Genomic DNA, 13,535 nt, shown 5'->3' with positions numbered 1-13,535 from the left:
CACTTCTATAGGTAGGCGGCGTGAGCCGCTTCGAGGTTGCCCTGAGCCTTCAGGATCAACTCGCAGAATTCGCGGGCAGCGCCTTCGCCGCCACGTGCCTGGGTGGTGCCATGGGCATGCTCGCGGACGAAGCCGGCAGCGTTGGCAACCGCCATGCCCAGACCGACCCGGCGAATGACCGGCAGATCAGGCAAATCGTCACCCAGATACGCGACCTGCTCGTAGCTTAGATTCAGTTGCTGCAAAAGCTCATCGAGGACCACGAGTTTGTCTTCGCGGCCCTGATAAAGATGTGCGATGCCGAGGTTCTTCGCCCGCCGCTCAACCACGGGGGTCTTGCGCCCGCTGATGATGGCGGTGGTAACGCCAGAGTTGATGAGCATCTTGATGCCCTGGCCATCGAGCGTGTTGAACGTCTTGAATTCGCTACCGTCTTCGAGGAAATACAGGCGCCCATCGGTGAGCACGCCATCGACATCGAAGATCGCCAGTTTGATGTTCTTGCCGCGTTGCATCAGGTCATTCATATCGGCGCTCATTTACATGACTCCTGCGCGGAGCAGGTCTTGAAGGTTGAACGCGCCAACAGGGCGATCGTTCTCGTCGACCACGATGAGTGCGCCGATCTTGTTGTCTTCCATGATTTTCAAGGCTTCGGCCGCAAGCATCTCCGGGCGCACGGTCTTGCCGTGGACGGTCATCACTTCATCGATGCTGGCCTGTCGTATGTCGATCGGGCGATCCAGGGTGCGACGTAAATCACCGTCCGTGAAGATACCGGCAAGGCGGCCATCGCTCTCGATGATGGCGGTCATGCCCAGCCCCTTGCGGGTCATTTCCATCAGCGAATCGCGAAGCGGCGTGCCCCGCGCAACCTGCGGGAGGTCGACGCCAGTGTGCATGACATGCTCGACCTTCAACAGCAGCCGGCGACCCAGCGCACCGCCCGGGTGGGAAAAGGCGAAGTCTTCGGCGGTGAAGCCTCTGGCGTCCAGCAGCGCAACGGCCAGGGCGTCGCCCATGACCAGCGCCGCCGTGGTGGAGGAGGTGGGCGCCAGATTCAGCGGGCAGGCTTCTTTTTCGACCCGCGCATTGAGGTTGACGTCTGCGGCCTTGGCCAGCGTTGACTCCGGGTTGCCGGTCAGGCTGATCATCTTGATGCCCAGGCGCTTGATCAACGGCAGCAATGTGACGATCTCGGCTGTCGTACCCGAATTGGACAGGGCCAGGATGATGTCAGCGCTGGTGATCATGCCCATGTCGCCGTGGCTGGCCTCGGCCGGGTGCACGAAAAACGAAGGGGTGCCGGTGCTGGCGAGCGTGGCGGCGATCTTCTTGCCGATATGCCCTGACTTGCCCATGCCGACCACGACCACGCGGCCCTGACTGCCCAGAATCATGTCGCACGCGTTGACGAAATCGGCATCTATATGCGCAAGCAAACCTTCCACAGCTTCTATTTCAAGGCGGATGGTGCTCTGTGCCGATTCAATCAGATTGCGCGCAGTGGACATATCGGAAGGGGTCGCATGGTGAAAGGCCGGGGATTATAGCGGCAATGTTCAAAAGCCTCACGCTTCATCGTTGCTGTTTGTTTAATGAACGGAGACGTCCTTCAGCAGCGGCGTGATAAAGGCTAGCGGTGGGTACGAAAATTCCACACCGTCCTTAATACCCTTCTTTGTTTGCGACTTGACACGTTGGAGCTTGGGCGGCGTGCGACAGCGGTGGTATAGTCCGCCGCTTGTTCGGCCCCTCCAAAAGTGTGTCGTTCGTCAAGAACGCGGCATCTGAGAGACAGGTTGCATCGCAAGGAGTTTAGATGAGTGCCGATAACGCCTACGCGGTCGAGCTGAAGGGCGTTTCCTTCAAGCGCGGTGCGCGCAGCATCTTCAATAATGTGGACATCCGCATCCCCCGGGGCAAAGTCACCGGCATCATGGGGCCGTCGGGCAGTGGTAAAACCACCCTGCTGCGATTGATGGGCGCACAACTGCGTCCGAGCGCAGGCGAAGTCTGGGTCAATGGCCAGAACTTGCCGAAGCTTTCGCGCAGCGATCTTTTCGATGCGCGCAAGCAGATGGGCGTGCTCTTTCAGAGCGGCGCGCTGTTCACCGACCTCGACGTTTTCGAAAACGTGGCGTTCCCGCTGCGGGTTCACACCAAGCTGCCTGAAGACATGATCCGCGACATCGTCCTGCTGAAACTGCAGGCGGTCGGGCTTCGTGGCGCCGTCGACCTGATGCCCGACGAATTGTCGGGTGGCATGAAACGCCGTGTAGCGCTGGCGCGCGCCATCGCGCTGGACCCCCAGATCCTAATGTATGACGAACCCTTCGTCGGCCAGGACCCGATCGCCATGGGCGTGCTGGTGCGTCTGATCCGGCTGCTGAACGATGCGCTCGGCATCACCAGTATCGTGGTGTCCCACGACCTCGCCGAGACTGCCAGCATCGCCGACTACCTCTATGTCGTTGGTGACGGTCAGGTGCTGGGGCAGGGCACGCCGCAGGAACTGATGGAGTCGGATAACCCTCGTATACGTCAGTTCATGACGGGTGATCCCGACGGGCCGGTGCCTTTCCATTACCCGGCGCCGGATTATCGCGACGATCTTTTGGGGAAGCGCTGATGCGCAGAAAGTCTTTAATGGATCGCGTACGCCTGATGGGGCGTTCGGCGATCGATATTGTTGCAGTGCTGGGCCGTTCAGGGATTTTTCTGGTTCATGCGTTGCTTGGGCGCGGCGGAATCGGCGGCGGTTTTCAGCTGCTGGTTCGTCAGCTGCACTCTGTGGGCGTCATGTCCCTGGCCATTATTGTCGTGTCCGGCGTGTTCATCGGCATGGTGCTGGCGTTGCAAGGCTTCAGCATTCTTGCCAAGTATGGCTCTGAACAGGCTGTGGGGCAGATGGTTGCCCTGACGCTGCTGCGTGAACTAGGGCCGGTGGTTACTGCTCTATTGTTCGCCGGTCGTGCAGGCTCTGCTCTTACCGCTGAAATCGGCAACATGAAATCCACCGAGCAGCTGTCCAGCCTCGAGATGATCGGCGTTGACCCGCTCAAATACATCGTTGCGCCGCGTCTGTGGGCCGGCTTCATCTCGCTGCCGGTACTGGCGCTGATTTTCAGTGTGGTGGGCATCTGGGGTGGTTCGTGGGTGGCCGTCGACTGGCTGGGCGTCTACGAAGGCTCCTTCTGGGCCAACATGCAGAACAGCGTTTCGTTTTCCGATGATGTACTCAACGGTGTCATCAAGAGCGTCGTGTTCGCTTTTGTCGTCACCTGGATTGCCGTGTTCCAGGGCTACGACTGCGAGCCCACGTCCGAAGGGATCAGTCGCGCCACGACCAAGACCGTGGTCTACGCCTCGTTGGCCGTACTGGGCCTGGACTTTATTATGACCGCCTTGATGTTTGGAGACTTCTGATGCAAAACCGCACCCTCGAAACCGGTGTAGGCCTGTTTCTGCTGGCCGGGATCCTGGCTTTGCTCCTGCTCGCCCTGCGCGTCAGCGGTCTGAGCGCCAGCGCCACCAACGACAGTTATAAACTTTATGCAAATTTCGACAATATCGCCGGTTTGACTGTCAGAGCGAAAGTGACCATGGCCGGTGTGACCATCGGCAAGGTCACTGCAATCGATCTGGATCACGATACCTTCACCGGTCGTGTGACGATGGAAGTGGATAAGCGGGTCAACAACCTGCCTTCGGATTCCACTGCTTCCATCCTGACCGCAGGCCTGCTGGGTGAAAAGTACGTCGGCATCAGTGTCGGTGGCGATGACCAGCTGTTGAAAGACGGCGGCATCATCCATGACACCCAGTCCTCGTTGGTACTCGAAGACCTGATCGGTAAATTCCTGCTCAATTCAGTGGGCAAAGACGCCAAATGAGGAGTTTTTTCATGATCTCGATTCTGCGCCGTGGCCTTCTGGTGCTACTGGCCGCCCTGCCTTTGTTCGCCAACGCAGCGGCGTCCGATTCCGCTCACGATCTGGTTGATCGCACCACCAAACAATTGTTGGCCGATCTGTCCGCCAACAAGGAAACCTACAAGTCCAATCCCCAAGCCTTTTACGATGCACTTAACGGCATCGTTGGCCCTGTCATCGACGCTGACGGCATCTCCAAAAGCATCATGACCGTGAAGTATTCGCGCAACGCCACCCCGGCGCAGATGCAACGCTTCCAGGAAAACTTCAAGCGCAGCCTGATCCAGTTCTATGGCAACGCGCTGCTCGAGTACAACAACCAGGGCATCACGGTTTCTCCGGCCAAGCAGGAAGCAGCTGATCGCACTTCCGTTGACATGTCCGTCAAGGGCAACAACGGCGCGGTCTACCCTGTTTCCTACACCCTCGTCAAAATCGGCGGTGAATGGAAAGTGCGGAACGTGATCATCAACGGCATCAACATCGGCAAGCTCTTCCGCGATCAGTTCGCTGACGCCATGCAGCGCAACGGTAACAACCTGGACAAAACCATTGACGGCTGGGCTGGCGAAGTTGCCAAGGCCAAGGAGACCTCCGAAGCCTCCAAAGACAAGGTCGTCAAATGAGTCAAGCGTCCGTCACTGCCGCTGGTGCCGGAGAGCTGATGCTCTCCGGCGTGATCGACTATCGGACCGGCCCGGCCTTGCGTGAGCAGGGTGCGGCGCTGATCAAGTCAAATACCGCAGCGACCCTGACACTGGATTGCTCCGGCGTCGAAAAGTCCAGCAGTGTCGGCCTGGCTTTGCTTCTTGCGTTCATGCGTGATGCGCAGGCCGCTGGCAAGTCAGTCACCGTCCGGGCGTTGCCTGAAGACATGCAGGAAATCGCCAAAGTCTCTGAGCTGACCGAGCTGTTGCAGCATCATTAATTGCTTTCATCGATCAAGCCCCTCGTCCGGCCCCTGCAAAGTAGGGTTCGCAACGAGAGGGCTTTTTTGTATGATGGCCGACCCGCGCGCGTAGGGCGCCGATAGAGGTTAAGCATGCAGGCCGTAGAAGTTAAAAGCTTCCTGGAAGCTAAGTTGCCAGATATCCAGGTCGAAGTTGAGGGCGAAGGCTGTAATTTCCAGCTGAACGTAATCAGCGATGAACTGGCCGCACTGAGCCCGGTCAAGCGCCAGCAGCAGATCTACACGCATTTGAACCCATGGATCGCCGATGGCAGCATCCACGCGGTCACCATGAAATTTTTCAGCCGCGCTGCATGGGCCGAGCGCACCTGAGCCAACACGGCGTCGAGATTCCAATGGATAAATTGATTATTACTGGCGGCATTCGTCTTGACGGCGAAATCCGCATCTCCGGGGCGAAAAACTCTGCCCTGCCGATTCTCGCAGCCACGCTGCTGGCTGATGGTCCTGTGACCGTCGCCAACCTGCCGCACCTGCACGACATCACCACCATGATCGAGCTGTTCGGTCGCATGGGCATCGAGCCGATCATCGACGAGAAGCTCAGCGTCGAAATCGACCCACGTACCATCAAGACCCTGGTCGCTCCGTACGAGCTGGTGAAAACCATGCGTGCGTCGATCCTCGTGCTGGGCCCGATGGTTGCGCGTTTCGGTGAAGCCGAAGTGGCGCTGCCTGGCGGTTGCGCCATTGGTTCACGTCCGGTCGATCTGCACATCCGTGGTCTTGAAGCCATGGGTGCGGTCATCGACGTCGAAGGCGGCTACATCAAGGCCAAGGCGCCGGAAGGCGGCCTGCGTGGCGCGAACTTCTTTTTCGACACCGTCAGCGTGACCGGTACCGAGAACATCATGATGGCTGCTGCACTGGCCAACGGCCGCAGCGTCCTGCAAAACGCCGCCCGTGAGCCTGAAGTCGTCGATCTGGCGAACTTCATCAACGCCATGGGCGGTAAAGTCTCTGGCGCCGGCACCGACACCATCACCATCGATGGCGTCAAGCGTCTGGGTTCAGCGATCTATCGCGTCATGCCCGACCGTATCGAAACCGGCACCTACCTGGTGGCGGCGGCGGCAACCGGCGGCCGTGTGAAACTCAAGGACACCGACCCGACGATTCTCGAAGCCGTACTTGAGAAGCTTCGTGAATCCGGCGCCGAGATCACCACCGGCAAGGACTGGATCGAGCTGAACATGCACGGCAAACGTCCGAAAGCGGTCAATGTGCGCACTGCGCCGTACCCGGCTTTCCCGACTGACATGCAGGCGCAGTTCATCTCGCTGAACGCCATCGCCGAAGGCACCGGTGCGGTCATCGAGACCATCTTCGAAAACCGCTTCATGCACGTGTATGAAATGCACCGCATGGGCGCGCAGATTCAGGTCGAAGGCAACACCGCGATCGTCACCGGCTGCACCAAGCTCAAGGGCGCGCCAGTCATGGCGACCGACCTGCGTGCTTCGGCAAGCCTGGTCATTTCGGCGCTGGTTGCCGAAGGCGACACGCTGATCGACCGTATCTACCACATCGACCGTGGTTACGAGTGCATCGAAGAAAAACTGCAGATGCTGGGCGCGAAGATCCGTCGCGTTCCGGGCTAGTCAGCTGCTGCGCGTTCGCCCGGGTCAATGTAATCGACGCGGGCGACGTGTCTGGCCATCGCGCCAAGACTTTCTGATTCGTTTCACTCCGGCTCCTTGAGCCGGAGGTTGTCGGGCGCCAGTCGCGACCCGGCACGCGCTGCTGATAAGGACTGACGTTTCCCATGTTGACCATCGCACTGTCCAAGGGCCGTATCCTCGACGACACTCTGCCGCTGCTCGCTGCTGCGGGCATCGTGCCGACCGAGAATCCGGACAAGAGCCGCAAGCTGATCATCCCCACGACCCAGGCCGACGTGCGCTTGCTGATCGTGCGTGCCACCGACGTGCCGACCTATGTCGAGCATGGCGCTGCGGATCTCGGCGTCGCAGGGAAGGACGTGCTGATGGAATACGGCGGTCAGGGGCTGTATGAGCCGCTTGACCTGCAAATCGCCCAGTGCAAGCTGATGACTGCAGGCGCAGTTGGCGCCGTCGAACCCAAGGGGCGGCTGCGCGTTGCAACCAAGTTCGTCAATGTTGCCAAGCGCTACTACGCCGAACAGGGCCGTCAGGTCGACATCATCAAGCTGTACGGCTCCATGGAGCTCGCGCCGCTGGTGGGTCTGGCCGACAAGATCATCGACGTCGTTGACACCGGTAACACGCTGCGTGCCAACGGCCTCGAACCCCAGGACATGATTGCCCACATCAGCTCGCGTCTGGTGGTGAACAAGGCGTCCATGAAAATGCAGCACGCCCGCATTCAGTCGCTGATCGACACCCTGCGCACCGCCGTGGAGTCGCGACACCGCGGTTGACTGTATCGCGTGACCCTCAACGGGATCACGCCCAGCTATCCGTGTCATAGCCAAATTTCTCAGGTGCCCGCGCGGATGGCTTGCTAGCTTAGGCATCTGCCTATCCTTGCAACTGAAATCGCCACCTGAGAAATCGCCATCATTGAGGCCCACGCTATGACCACTCCCAACGCTATTCGCCGACTCAACGCTGCCGATCCGGACTTTGCCCGTCATCTGGATCATCTGCTGAGCTGGGAAAGTGTGTCTGACGACTCGGTCAATGAGCGTGTGCTGGACATCATCAAGAACGTGCGTGAGCGCGGCGATGCGGCGCTGGTGGAGTACACCCGCCGTTTCGACGGCCTGGACGTGGCGTCGATGGCGGACCTGATCCTGCCGCGGGAGCGTCTGGAGCTGGCACTGACCCGCATCACGCCCGCCCAGCGCCAAGCCCTCGAGAAAGCAGCTGACCGTGTGCGCAGTTACCACGAGCGGCAGAAGCAGGATTCCTGGAGCTACACCGAAGCTGACGGCACCGTGCTCGGCCAGAAGGTCACTCCGTTGGACCGCGCCGGGCTTTACGTCCCGGGCGGTAAAGCGTCTTACCCGTCTTCGGTGTTGATGAACGCCATTCCGGCCAAAGTCGCCGGCGTAGGCGAGGTAGTCATGGTCGTGCCAACCCCGCGCGGTGAGCTCAACGAGCTGGTACTGGCGGCGGCCTGCATCGCCGGCGTCGATCGCGTGTTTACCATCGGCGGCGCGCAGGCGGTTGCGGCGCTGGCGTATGGCACTGAAAGCGTCCCGAAAGTGGACAAGGTTGTGGGCCCGGGCAACATCTATGTGGCTACTGCCAAGCGTCACGTCTTTGGTCAGGTGGGCATCGACATGATCGCCGGCCCGTCGGAGATTCTGGTGGTGTGCGACGGCCAGACCGACCCGGACTGGATCGCCATGGACCTGTTCTCCCAGGCCGAGCACGACGAAGACGCCCAGGCGATCCTGGTCAGCCCCGACGCCGACTTCCTCGACCGCGTCGCGGCCAGCATCGCCAAATTGATGCCGACGATGGAGCGCGCGGAAATTATCCAGACCTCGATCAATGGCCGTGGCGCCTTGATCAAAGTGGCCGACATGGCCCAGGCCATCGAAGTCGCCAATCGCATCGCGCCGGAACACTTGGAGTTGTCAGTGGCTGATCCTGAGGCATGGCTGCCGCAGATTCGCCACGCCGGCGCGATCTTCATGGGCCGCCACACGTCCGAAGCGCTGGGCGACTACTGCGCCGGTCCCAACCACGTGTTGCCTACGTCGGGCACCGCACGGTTCTCCTCGCCCTTGGGTGTGTACGATTTCCAGAAACGCTCATCGATCATTTTCTGCTCGGAGCAGGGCGCGTCCGAGCTGGGCAAAACGGCTTCGGTTCTGGCACGTGGCGAGTCATTGACCGCCCACGCCCGCAGCGCCGAATACCGCATCGTCGACACCGAACAAGAGGGCAACTGAACATGAGCAAATTCTGGAGTCCCTTCGTCAACGACCTGGTGCCGTATGTGCCGGGCGAGCAGCCCAAGCTGACCAAGCTGGTGAAGCTCAACACCAATGAAAACCCCTATGGCCCGTCGCCCAAGGCGATCGATGCCATGCGTGCTGCAATCAGTGATGAACTGCGTCTATACCCCGACCCCAACAGCGATCTGCTGAAGCAGGCGGTGGCGCGTTATTACGGCGTCGACGCCAGTCGCGTGTTCCTCGGCAACGGTTCGGACGAAGTACTGGCCCACGCCTATAACGCGTTTTTCCGGCAGGATAAGCCGCTGCTTTTTCCGGACATCAGCTACAGCTTCTATCCGGTGTACTGCGGCCTGTATGGCGTCGATTACCAAGCCGTGCCGCTGGACGAGCAGTTTCAGATTCGCGTCGAAGATTATGCGCGCCCTAATGGCGGCATCATTTTCCCGAACCCCAACGCACCCACCGGCTGCCTGTTGGCCCTCGATGCCGTTGAGCAAATCCTCAAGAACAGCCCGGATTCAGTGGTGATCGTCGACGAGGCGTATATTGACTTCGGTGGCGAAACCGCGATCAGTCTGGTGGACCGCTATCCGAACCTGCTGGTCACTCAAACGCTGTCCAAATCGCGCTCCCTCGCCGGGCTGCGGGTGGGCCTTGCGGTGGGGCATCCGGACCTGATCGAAGCGCTGGAACGGGTCAAGAACAGCTTCAACTCGTATCCCCTGGACCGAATGGCGATTGTCGGCGCGGCCGCAGCGTTCGATGACCGCGAGTATTTCGAGAGCACCTGCCAGCGCGTCATCGCCAGCCGTGAAGCGCTGGTCGAGCAGTTGGAAGGCAAGGGCTTTGAAGTGCTGCCCTCGGCGGCGAACTTCATTTTCGCCCGCCACCCTCAGCATGACGCTGCCGGTCTGGCAGCGAAGGTGCGCGAGCAGGGCGTGATCGTGCGCCACTTCAAACAGGCGCGCATCGCGCAATTCCTGCGTATCACCATCGGCACGCCTGAACAGAACCAGGCGCTGGTGGATGCGTTGGGTGACGTGTCGAACTAATGTAAAGCCTGCTTGGGCTGGGCTGAATCCTCTTGGAGTCAGCTCTGCAGGCGGCAGATGGAAGTGCAGGTGGGAGCGAGCTTGCTCGCGAAGGTGGTTCAGCCGCCAAAGATGTGGCGGGCAACCCGGCCTCTTCGTGAGCAAGTTATCGTCGTCTGTTGCATCCGCCAAAAAGGTGATCGATGACCGCGCCGATCAATTCTCCGCCGCAGGCGCCGTTGTCTGCGGTGGGCGCACACCCACCTCGGCGTTCAGTTTCAATTCCTTGCCGTTGCGCATGACCTCAATGGCGATCTTGTCAGTCGGCTTGGTGCGGGCCACCTGATTCATTGAACGACGGCCATCACCTGCCGGTTCGCCGTTGATGCTCAAGATCACATCACCCAGTTGCAAGCCTGCCTTCTGCGCCGGGCCGTCGCGGAAGATCCCGGCGACCACGATGCCCGGACGATCCTTAAGCCCGAACGATCCAGACAGCTCCTCGGTTAGCGGCTGTACCTCGATGCCCAACCAGCCGCGAATCACCTGACCGTGCTCGATGATCGACTTCATCACCTCCAGGGCCAACTTGGTCGGGATCGCAAAACCGATGCCTTGGGAGCCGCCGGACTTGGAAAAGATCGCCGTGTTGATCCCCGTCAGGTTGCCGTTGGCGTCCACCAGCGCGCCGCCCGAGTTACCGGGGTTGATCGCCGCGTCGGTCTGAATGAAGTCTTCGTAGGTGTTGAGGCCCAGTTGGTTGCGTCCGGTGGCACTGATGATGCCCATGGTCACGGTCTGGCCAACGCCGAACGGGTTACCGATGGCCAATGCAACGTCGCCGATGCGGATGGCATCAGAACGGCCGAGGGTAATGGAGGGCAGGTTCTTCAGATCAATCTTCAGGACCGCAAGATCGGTCTCGGGGTCGCTGCCGACGACTTTGGCAATCGTCTCGCGGCCATCCTTGAGCGCCACGACAATCTGGTCCGCACCAGAGGTCACGTGGTTGTTGGTCAGCAGGTAGCCTTCCGGGCTCATGATCACGGCCGATCCCAGGCTCGACTGCATGCGCTTTTGTTTAGGCAGGTTGTCGCCGAAGAAACGACGGAACTGCGGGTCGTCGAACAGCGGATGGTTGGGCTTATTGTTGTTATTGACCATCTTGGTCGTGTACAGATTGGCCACGGCGGGGGCGGCGCTGCTGACGGCGTCCGCGTACGACACAGGGCCTTGTTGCACGAAGGTCTGCTGCGGCGCTTGTTGCAGGTTCACGTCCTGGCTTGGAAGCCCGACCCACTCTGGGTAGCGCTGGATAATCAATAAAGCGATAAGCACACCAGCGAGCAAGGGCCAGCCGAGAAAACGCAGCGCTTTAAACATTGAGCGGAGTCCTGAAGGTAGAAGCGCCTAGCTGCGCCATAATGGCCGGCATTATACGAGGACCGACACGGTCTGGATTGCATATTTAGGAGACTTTTATGGCGGTTGCCTTGAGCACCCTGGTTGAAGAAGCGGACCGTTATCTCGGGAGCGCGCGGATTCAGGATTATTGCCCCAACGGCCTGCAGGTCGAGGGTCGGCCGCAGGTCAGCCGAATCGTCTCCGGCGTCACCGCCAGTCAGGCGCTGCTGGACGCGGCGGTGGAGGCCAATGCCGATCTGGTGCTGGTTCATCACGGCTATTTCTGGAAAGGCGAGAACCCCTGCATCACCGGCATGAAACAGCGCCGGCTGAAGACGCTGCTCAAGCACGACATCAGCCTGCTCTCCTATCACTTGCCCCTCGACCTTCATGCCGACGTGGGCAATAACGTTCAATTGGCCCAGCAGTTGGAGATCACCGTCGAAGGGCCGCTGGACCCGGACAATCCGCGCATCGTCGGGTTGGTCGGCTCACTCAGCGAGGCCATGACACCCCGGGATTTCGCCCGTCGTGTGCAGAGTGCGTTGGGGCGCGAGCCGCTGCTGATCGAGGGCGATGGCATGATTCGACGGGTCGGCTGGTGCACCGGTGGCGGGCAGGGCTACATCGATCAAGCCGTGCTGGCCGGCGTGGACCTGTATTTGAGCGGCGAGGCGTCCGAGCAGACCTTTCACAGCGCGCGGGAAAACGGTATCAGCTTCATCGCCGCCGGCCATCACGCCACCGAGCGGTATGGTGTGCAGGCCCTGGGCGATTATCTGGCGCGGCGCTTTGCCCTGGAGCATCTGTTCATCGACTGTCCGAACCCGATCTAGCGAGTTGGGAGGTCCAAAGCCTGAGCTATATGGTTAGATCGTTTCGATCTATCCCCGCCGCTGAATAGAATCAGGGCCCATGATAAAGTGCCTCGCTCGATAGAGCCCGCAGGCTCTCCATACATGTACGTTATCCCGTGAGTAACCATGGTCGACAAACTGACGCATCTGAAACAGCTGGAGGCGGAAAGCATCCACATCATCCGCGAGGTCGCTGCCGAGTTTGATAACCCGGTGATGCTGTACTCCGTCGGTAAAGACTCTGCCGTGATGCTGCATCTGGCGCGCAAGGCCTTCTTTCCGGGCAAGCTGCCGTTCCCGGTGATGCACGTCGACACCCGCTGGAAATTCCAGGAGATGTACCGCTTCCGCGACAAGATGGTCGAGGAGATGGGCCTGGACCTAATCGTGCACGTGAATCCGGAAGGTGTCGCGCAGGGTATCAACCCTCTGACCCACGGCAGCTCGAAGCACACCGATATCATGAAAACCCAGGGCCTCAAACAGGCCCTCGACAAGCACGGCTTCGATGCCGCGTTCGGCGGCGCCCGTCGTGACGAAGAGAAATCCCGCGCCAAAGAGCGCGTGTATTCCTTCCGTGACACCAAGCACCGCTGGGACCCGAAAAACCAGCGTCCCGAGCTGTGGAATGTTTACAACGGCAACGTCAACAAAGGCGAGTCGATCCGCGTGTTCCCGCTCTCCAACTGGACCGAGCTGGACATCTGGCAGTACATCTACCTCGAAGGCATCCCGATCGTCCCGCTGTATTTCGCCGCCGAACGCGAAGTTATCGAGATGAACGGCACCTGGATCATGATCGACGACGACCGCCTGCGTAATCACCTGTCCGACGAGGACAAAAAGCGCATCGTCAAGAAAAAGGTCCGCTTCCGCACACTGGGCGACTACCCGTTGACGGGCGCTGTCGAGTCCGAGGCCACCAGCCTCACCGACATCATTCAGGAAATGCTCCTGACGCGAACTTCCGAGCGCCAGGGCCGGGTCATCGACCACGATGGCGCCGGCTCCATGGAAGAAAAGAAACGTCAGGGTTATTTCTAACAAGCAGCCGCAAGCTTCAAGTGGCAAGCTTCAAGCAAAAGCGAATACGAGGTGATCGAAATGGATTTCGAGCGACTTGTGGTTTGGCAGAGAGCCAAATCACTAGCTGTCATGATTTACAAGGAACTGGCTGCATGCAGAGATCTTGCTTTCAAGAGCCAGATCACGCGCTCAGCTTTGTCAGTGCCCAGCAATATCGCAGAAGGCATGGAGCGCTACACAGCAAAGGATAAGTGCCGGTTTTTATGGATAGCGAAAGCGTCCTGCGGTGAGTTGAGAACCCAGCTCATTGTGGTTAAAGAAATCGGCTATATCTCTGAGTCACTTGCTGCCGCTTGGATAATTGAAACCCGCGAGCTTTGAAAAATGCTTTGCGGGCTGATCAACAAAATTTCTGAC

General features: G+C 59.7%; 16 protein-coding genes. 13 read left to right on the top strand and 3 right to left on the bottom strand.

Going from position 1 to position 13,535, the window contains the following annotated elements:
- Positions 1 to 5 precede the first annotated feature (5 nt).
- Positions 6 to 539 carry a 3-deoxy-manno-octulosonate-8-phosphatase KdsC gene (kdsC, locus tag FX982_RS03065; RefSeq protein WP_172609601.1) on the bottom strand — a complete coding sequence of 178 codons (534 nt, stop codon included), beginning with the start codon at positions 537 to 539 and terminating at the stop codon, positions 6 to 8.
- Positions 540 to 1,514, bottom strand: a complete 975-nt coding sequence (locus FX982_RS03060; protein WP_172609600.1) for a KpsF/GutQ family sugar-phosphate isomerase — start codon at positions 1,512 to 1,514, stop codon at positions 540 to 542.
- A 308-nt stretch (positions 1,515 to 1,822) separates the two neighbouring features.
- On the opposite strand from FX982_RS03060, the gene FX982_RS03055 reads away from it, so the two are divergent.
- The 10 genes from FX982_RS03055 to hisC all read left to right on the top strand — a co-directional run bounded on the left by FX982_RS03055 (position 1,823) and on the right by hisC (position 9,852).
- Positions 1,823 to 2,632: an ATP-binding cassette domain-containing protein gene (locus tag FX982_RS03055; RefSeq protein ID WP_122535907.1), complete on the top strand. Its 810-nt coding sequence runs from the start codon at positions 1,823 to 1,825 to the stop codon at positions 2,630 to 2,632.
- Positions 2,632 to 3,429 carry a lipid asymmetry maintenance ABC transporter permease subunit MlaE gene (mlaE, locus tag FX982_RS03050; protein WP_122535908.1) on the top strand — a complete coding sequence of 266 codons (798 nt, stop codon included), beginning with the start codon at positions 2,632 to 2,634 and terminating at the stop codon, positions 3,427 to 3,429. The genes FX982_RS03055 and mlaE overlap by 1 nt, the downstream gene beginning before the upstream one ends.
- Positions 3,429 to 3,896, top strand: coding sequence for an outer membrane lipid asymmetry maintenance protein MlaD (gene mlaD, locus FX982_RS03045; RefSeq protein WP_172609599.1), 468 nt, complete (start codon positions 3,429 to 3,431; stop codon positions 3,894 to 3,896). The genes mlaE and mlaD overlap by 1 nt, the downstream gene beginning before the upstream one ends.
- A gap of 11 nt (positions 3,897 to 3,907) precedes the next feature.
- The gene (locus FX982_RS03040; RefSeq protein WP_172609598.1) at positions 3,908 to 4,561 is read left to right on the top strand and encodes an MlaC/ttg2D family ABC transporter substrate-binding protein; all 654 of its coding nucleotides are present in this window, start codon (positions 3,908 to 3,910) and stop codon (positions 4,559 to 4,561) included.
- Complete coding sequence (locus FX982_RS03035; RefSeq protein WP_172609597.1) at positions 4,558 to 4,863, top strand: STAS domain-containing protein; 306 nt, start codon at positions 4,558 to 4,560, stop codon at positions 4,861 to 4,863. The genes FX982_RS03040 and FX982_RS03035 overlap by 4 nt, the downstream gene beginning before the upstream one ends.
- A 114-nt stretch (positions 4,864 to 4,977) precedes the next feature.
- Positions 4,978 to 5,217, top strand: a complete 240-nt coding sequence (locus FX982_RS03030; protein WP_065992095.1) for a BolA family protein — start codon at positions 4,978 to 4,980, stop codon at positions 5,215 to 5,217.
- 23 nt (positions 5,218 to 5,240) lie between these two features.
- Positions 5,241 to 6,506, top strand: a complete 1,266-nt coding sequence (gene murA, locus FX982_RS03025) for a UDP-N-acetylglucosamine 1-carboxyvinyltransferase (protein WP_172609596.1) — start codon at positions 5,241 to 5,243, stop codon at positions 6,504 to 6,506.
- Positions 6,507 to 6,670: 164 nt separating this feature from the next.
- Complete coding sequence (gene hisG / locus FX982_RS03020) at positions 6,671 to 7,306, top strand: ATP phosphoribosyltransferase (RefSeq protein ID WP_065992096.1); 636 nt, start codon at positions 6,671 to 6,673, stop codon at positions 7,304 to 7,306.
- A 156-nt stretch (positions 7,307 to 7,462) separates the two neighbouring features.
- A complete protein-coding gene (gene hisD / locus FX982_RS03015) occupies positions 7,463 to 8,791 on the top strand; it encodes a histidinol dehydrogenase (RefSeq protein WP_172609595.1) in 1,329 nt (442 codons plus the stop codon).
- 2 nt (positions 8,792 to 8,793) lie between these two features.
- Positions 8,794 to 9,852 (top strand): histidinol-phosphate transaminase, encoded by a 1,059-nt coding sequence (hisC, locus tag FX982_RS03010; RefSeq protein WP_172609594.1) that lies wholly within the window; start codon positions 8,794 to 8,796, stop codon positions 9,850 to 9,852.
- A gap of 195 nt (positions 9,853 to 10,047) precedes the next feature.
- Here the strand turns inward: hisC and algW are convergent, their stop codons facing one another.
- Positions 10,048 to 11,214, bottom strand: a complete 1,167-nt coding sequence (gene algW, locus FX982_RS03005) for a Do family serine endopeptidase AlgW (RefSeq protein WP_172609593.1) — start codon at positions 11,212 to 11,214, stop codon at positions 10,048 to 10,050.
- Positions 11,215 to 11,312: 98 nt separating this feature from the next.
- Between algW and FX982_RS03000 the strand changes: the two genes are divergently transcribed.
- The 3 genes from FX982_RS03000 (at position 11,313) to FX982_RS02990 (ending at position 13,499) form a co-directional block, all read left to right on the top strand.
- The gene (locus FX982_RS03000; RefSeq protein WP_122535915.1) at positions 11,313 to 12,071 is read left to right on the top strand and encodes a Nif3-like dinuclear metal center hexameric protein; all 759 of its coding nucleotides are present in this window, start codon (positions 11,313 to 11,315) and stop codon (positions 12,069 to 12,071) included.
- A 147-nt stretch (positions 12,072 to 12,218) separates the two neighbouring features.
- Positions 12,219 to 13,136 (top strand): sulfate adenylyltransferase subunit CysD, encoded by a 918-nt coding sequence (gene cysD / locus FX982_RS02995; protein WP_122535916.1) that lies wholly within the window; start codon positions 12,219 to 12,221, stop codon positions 13,134 to 13,136.
- Positions 13,137 to 13,196: 60 nt separating this feature from the next.
- Complete coding sequence (locus FX982_RS02990; RefSeq protein WP_172609592.1) at positions 13,197 to 13,499, top strand: four helix bundle protein; 303 nt, start codon at positions 13,197 to 13,199, stop codon at positions 13,497 to 13,499.
- Positions 13,500 to 13,535 lie beyond the last annotated feature (36 nt).

This window comes from Pseudomonas graminis (genome assembly GCF_013201545.1).
In the GTDB taxonomy this organism is placed as follows: Bacteria; Pseudomonadota; Gammaproteobacteria; order Pseudomonadales; family Pseudomonadaceae; genus Aquipseudomonas.
Note: the sequence above shows the minus strand (reverse complement) of the source record. Positions and strands in the feature narration are given on the sequence as shown.

Bases quoted from the DNA above. Each gene is read 5' to 3' on its own strand.
- FX982_RS03040 (WP_172609598.1), top strand. From the start codon at position 3,908: ATGATCTCGATTCTGCGCCGTGGCCTTCTGGTGCTACTGGCCGCCCTG.
- FX982_RS03035 (WP_172609597.1), top strand. From the start codon at position 4,558: ATGAGTCAAGCGTCCGTCACTGCCGCTGGTGCCGGAGAGCTGATGCTC.
- hisG (WP_065992096.1), top strand. From the start codon at position 6,671: ATGTTGACCATCGCACTGTCCAAGGGCCGTATCCTCGACGACACTCTG.
- kdsC (WP_172609601.1), bottom strand. From the start codon at position 539: ATGAGCGCCGATATGAATGACCTGATGCAACGCGGCAAGAACATCAAA.
- mlaD (WP_172609599.1), top strand. From the start codon at position 3,429: ATGCAAAACCGCACCCTCGAAACCGGTGTAGGCCTGTTTCTGCTGGCC.
- cysD (WP_122535916.1), top strand. From the start codon at position 12,219: ATGGTCGACAAACTGACGCATCTGAAACAGCTGGAGGCGGAAAGCATC.
- hisD (WP_172609595.1), top strand. From the start codon at position 7,463: ATGACCACTCCCAACGCTATTCGCCGACTCAACGCTGCCGATCCGGAC.
- algW (WP_172609593.1), bottom strand. From the start codon at position 11,214: ATGTTTAAAGCGCTGCGTTTTCTCGGCTGGCCCTTGCTCGCTGGTGTG.
- FX982_RS03000 (WP_122535915.1), top strand. From the start codon at position 11,313: ATGGCGGTTGCCTTGAGCACCCTGGTTGAAGAAGCGGACCGTTATCTC.
- FX982_RS03030 (WP_065992095.1), top strand. From the start codon at position 4,978: ATGCAGGCCGTAGAAGTTAAAAGCTTCCTGGAAGCTAAGTTGCCAGAT.
- FX982_RS02990 (WP_172609592.1), top strand. From the start codon at position 13,197: ATGGATTTCGAGCGACTTGTGGTTTGGCAGAGAGCCAAATCACTAGCT.
- FX982_RS03055 (WP_122535907.1), top strand. From the start codon at position 1,823: ATGAGTGCCGATAACGCCTACGCGGTCGAGCTGAAGGGCGTTTCCTTC.
- hisC (WP_172609594.1), top strand. From the start codon at position 8,794: ATGAGCAAATTCTGGAGTCCCTTCGTCAACGACCTGGTGCCGTATGTG.
- mlaE (WP_122535908.1), top strand. From the start codon at position 2,632: ATGCGCAGAAAGTCTTTAATGGATCGCGTACGCCTGATGGGGCGTTCG.
- murA (WP_172609596.1), top strand. From the start codon at position 5,241: ATGGATAAATTGATTATTACTGGCGGCATTCGTCTTGACGGCGAAATC.
- FX982_RS03060 (WP_172609600.1), bottom strand. From the start codon at position 1,514: ATGTCCACTGCGCGCAATCTGATTGAATCGGCACAGAGCACCATCCGC.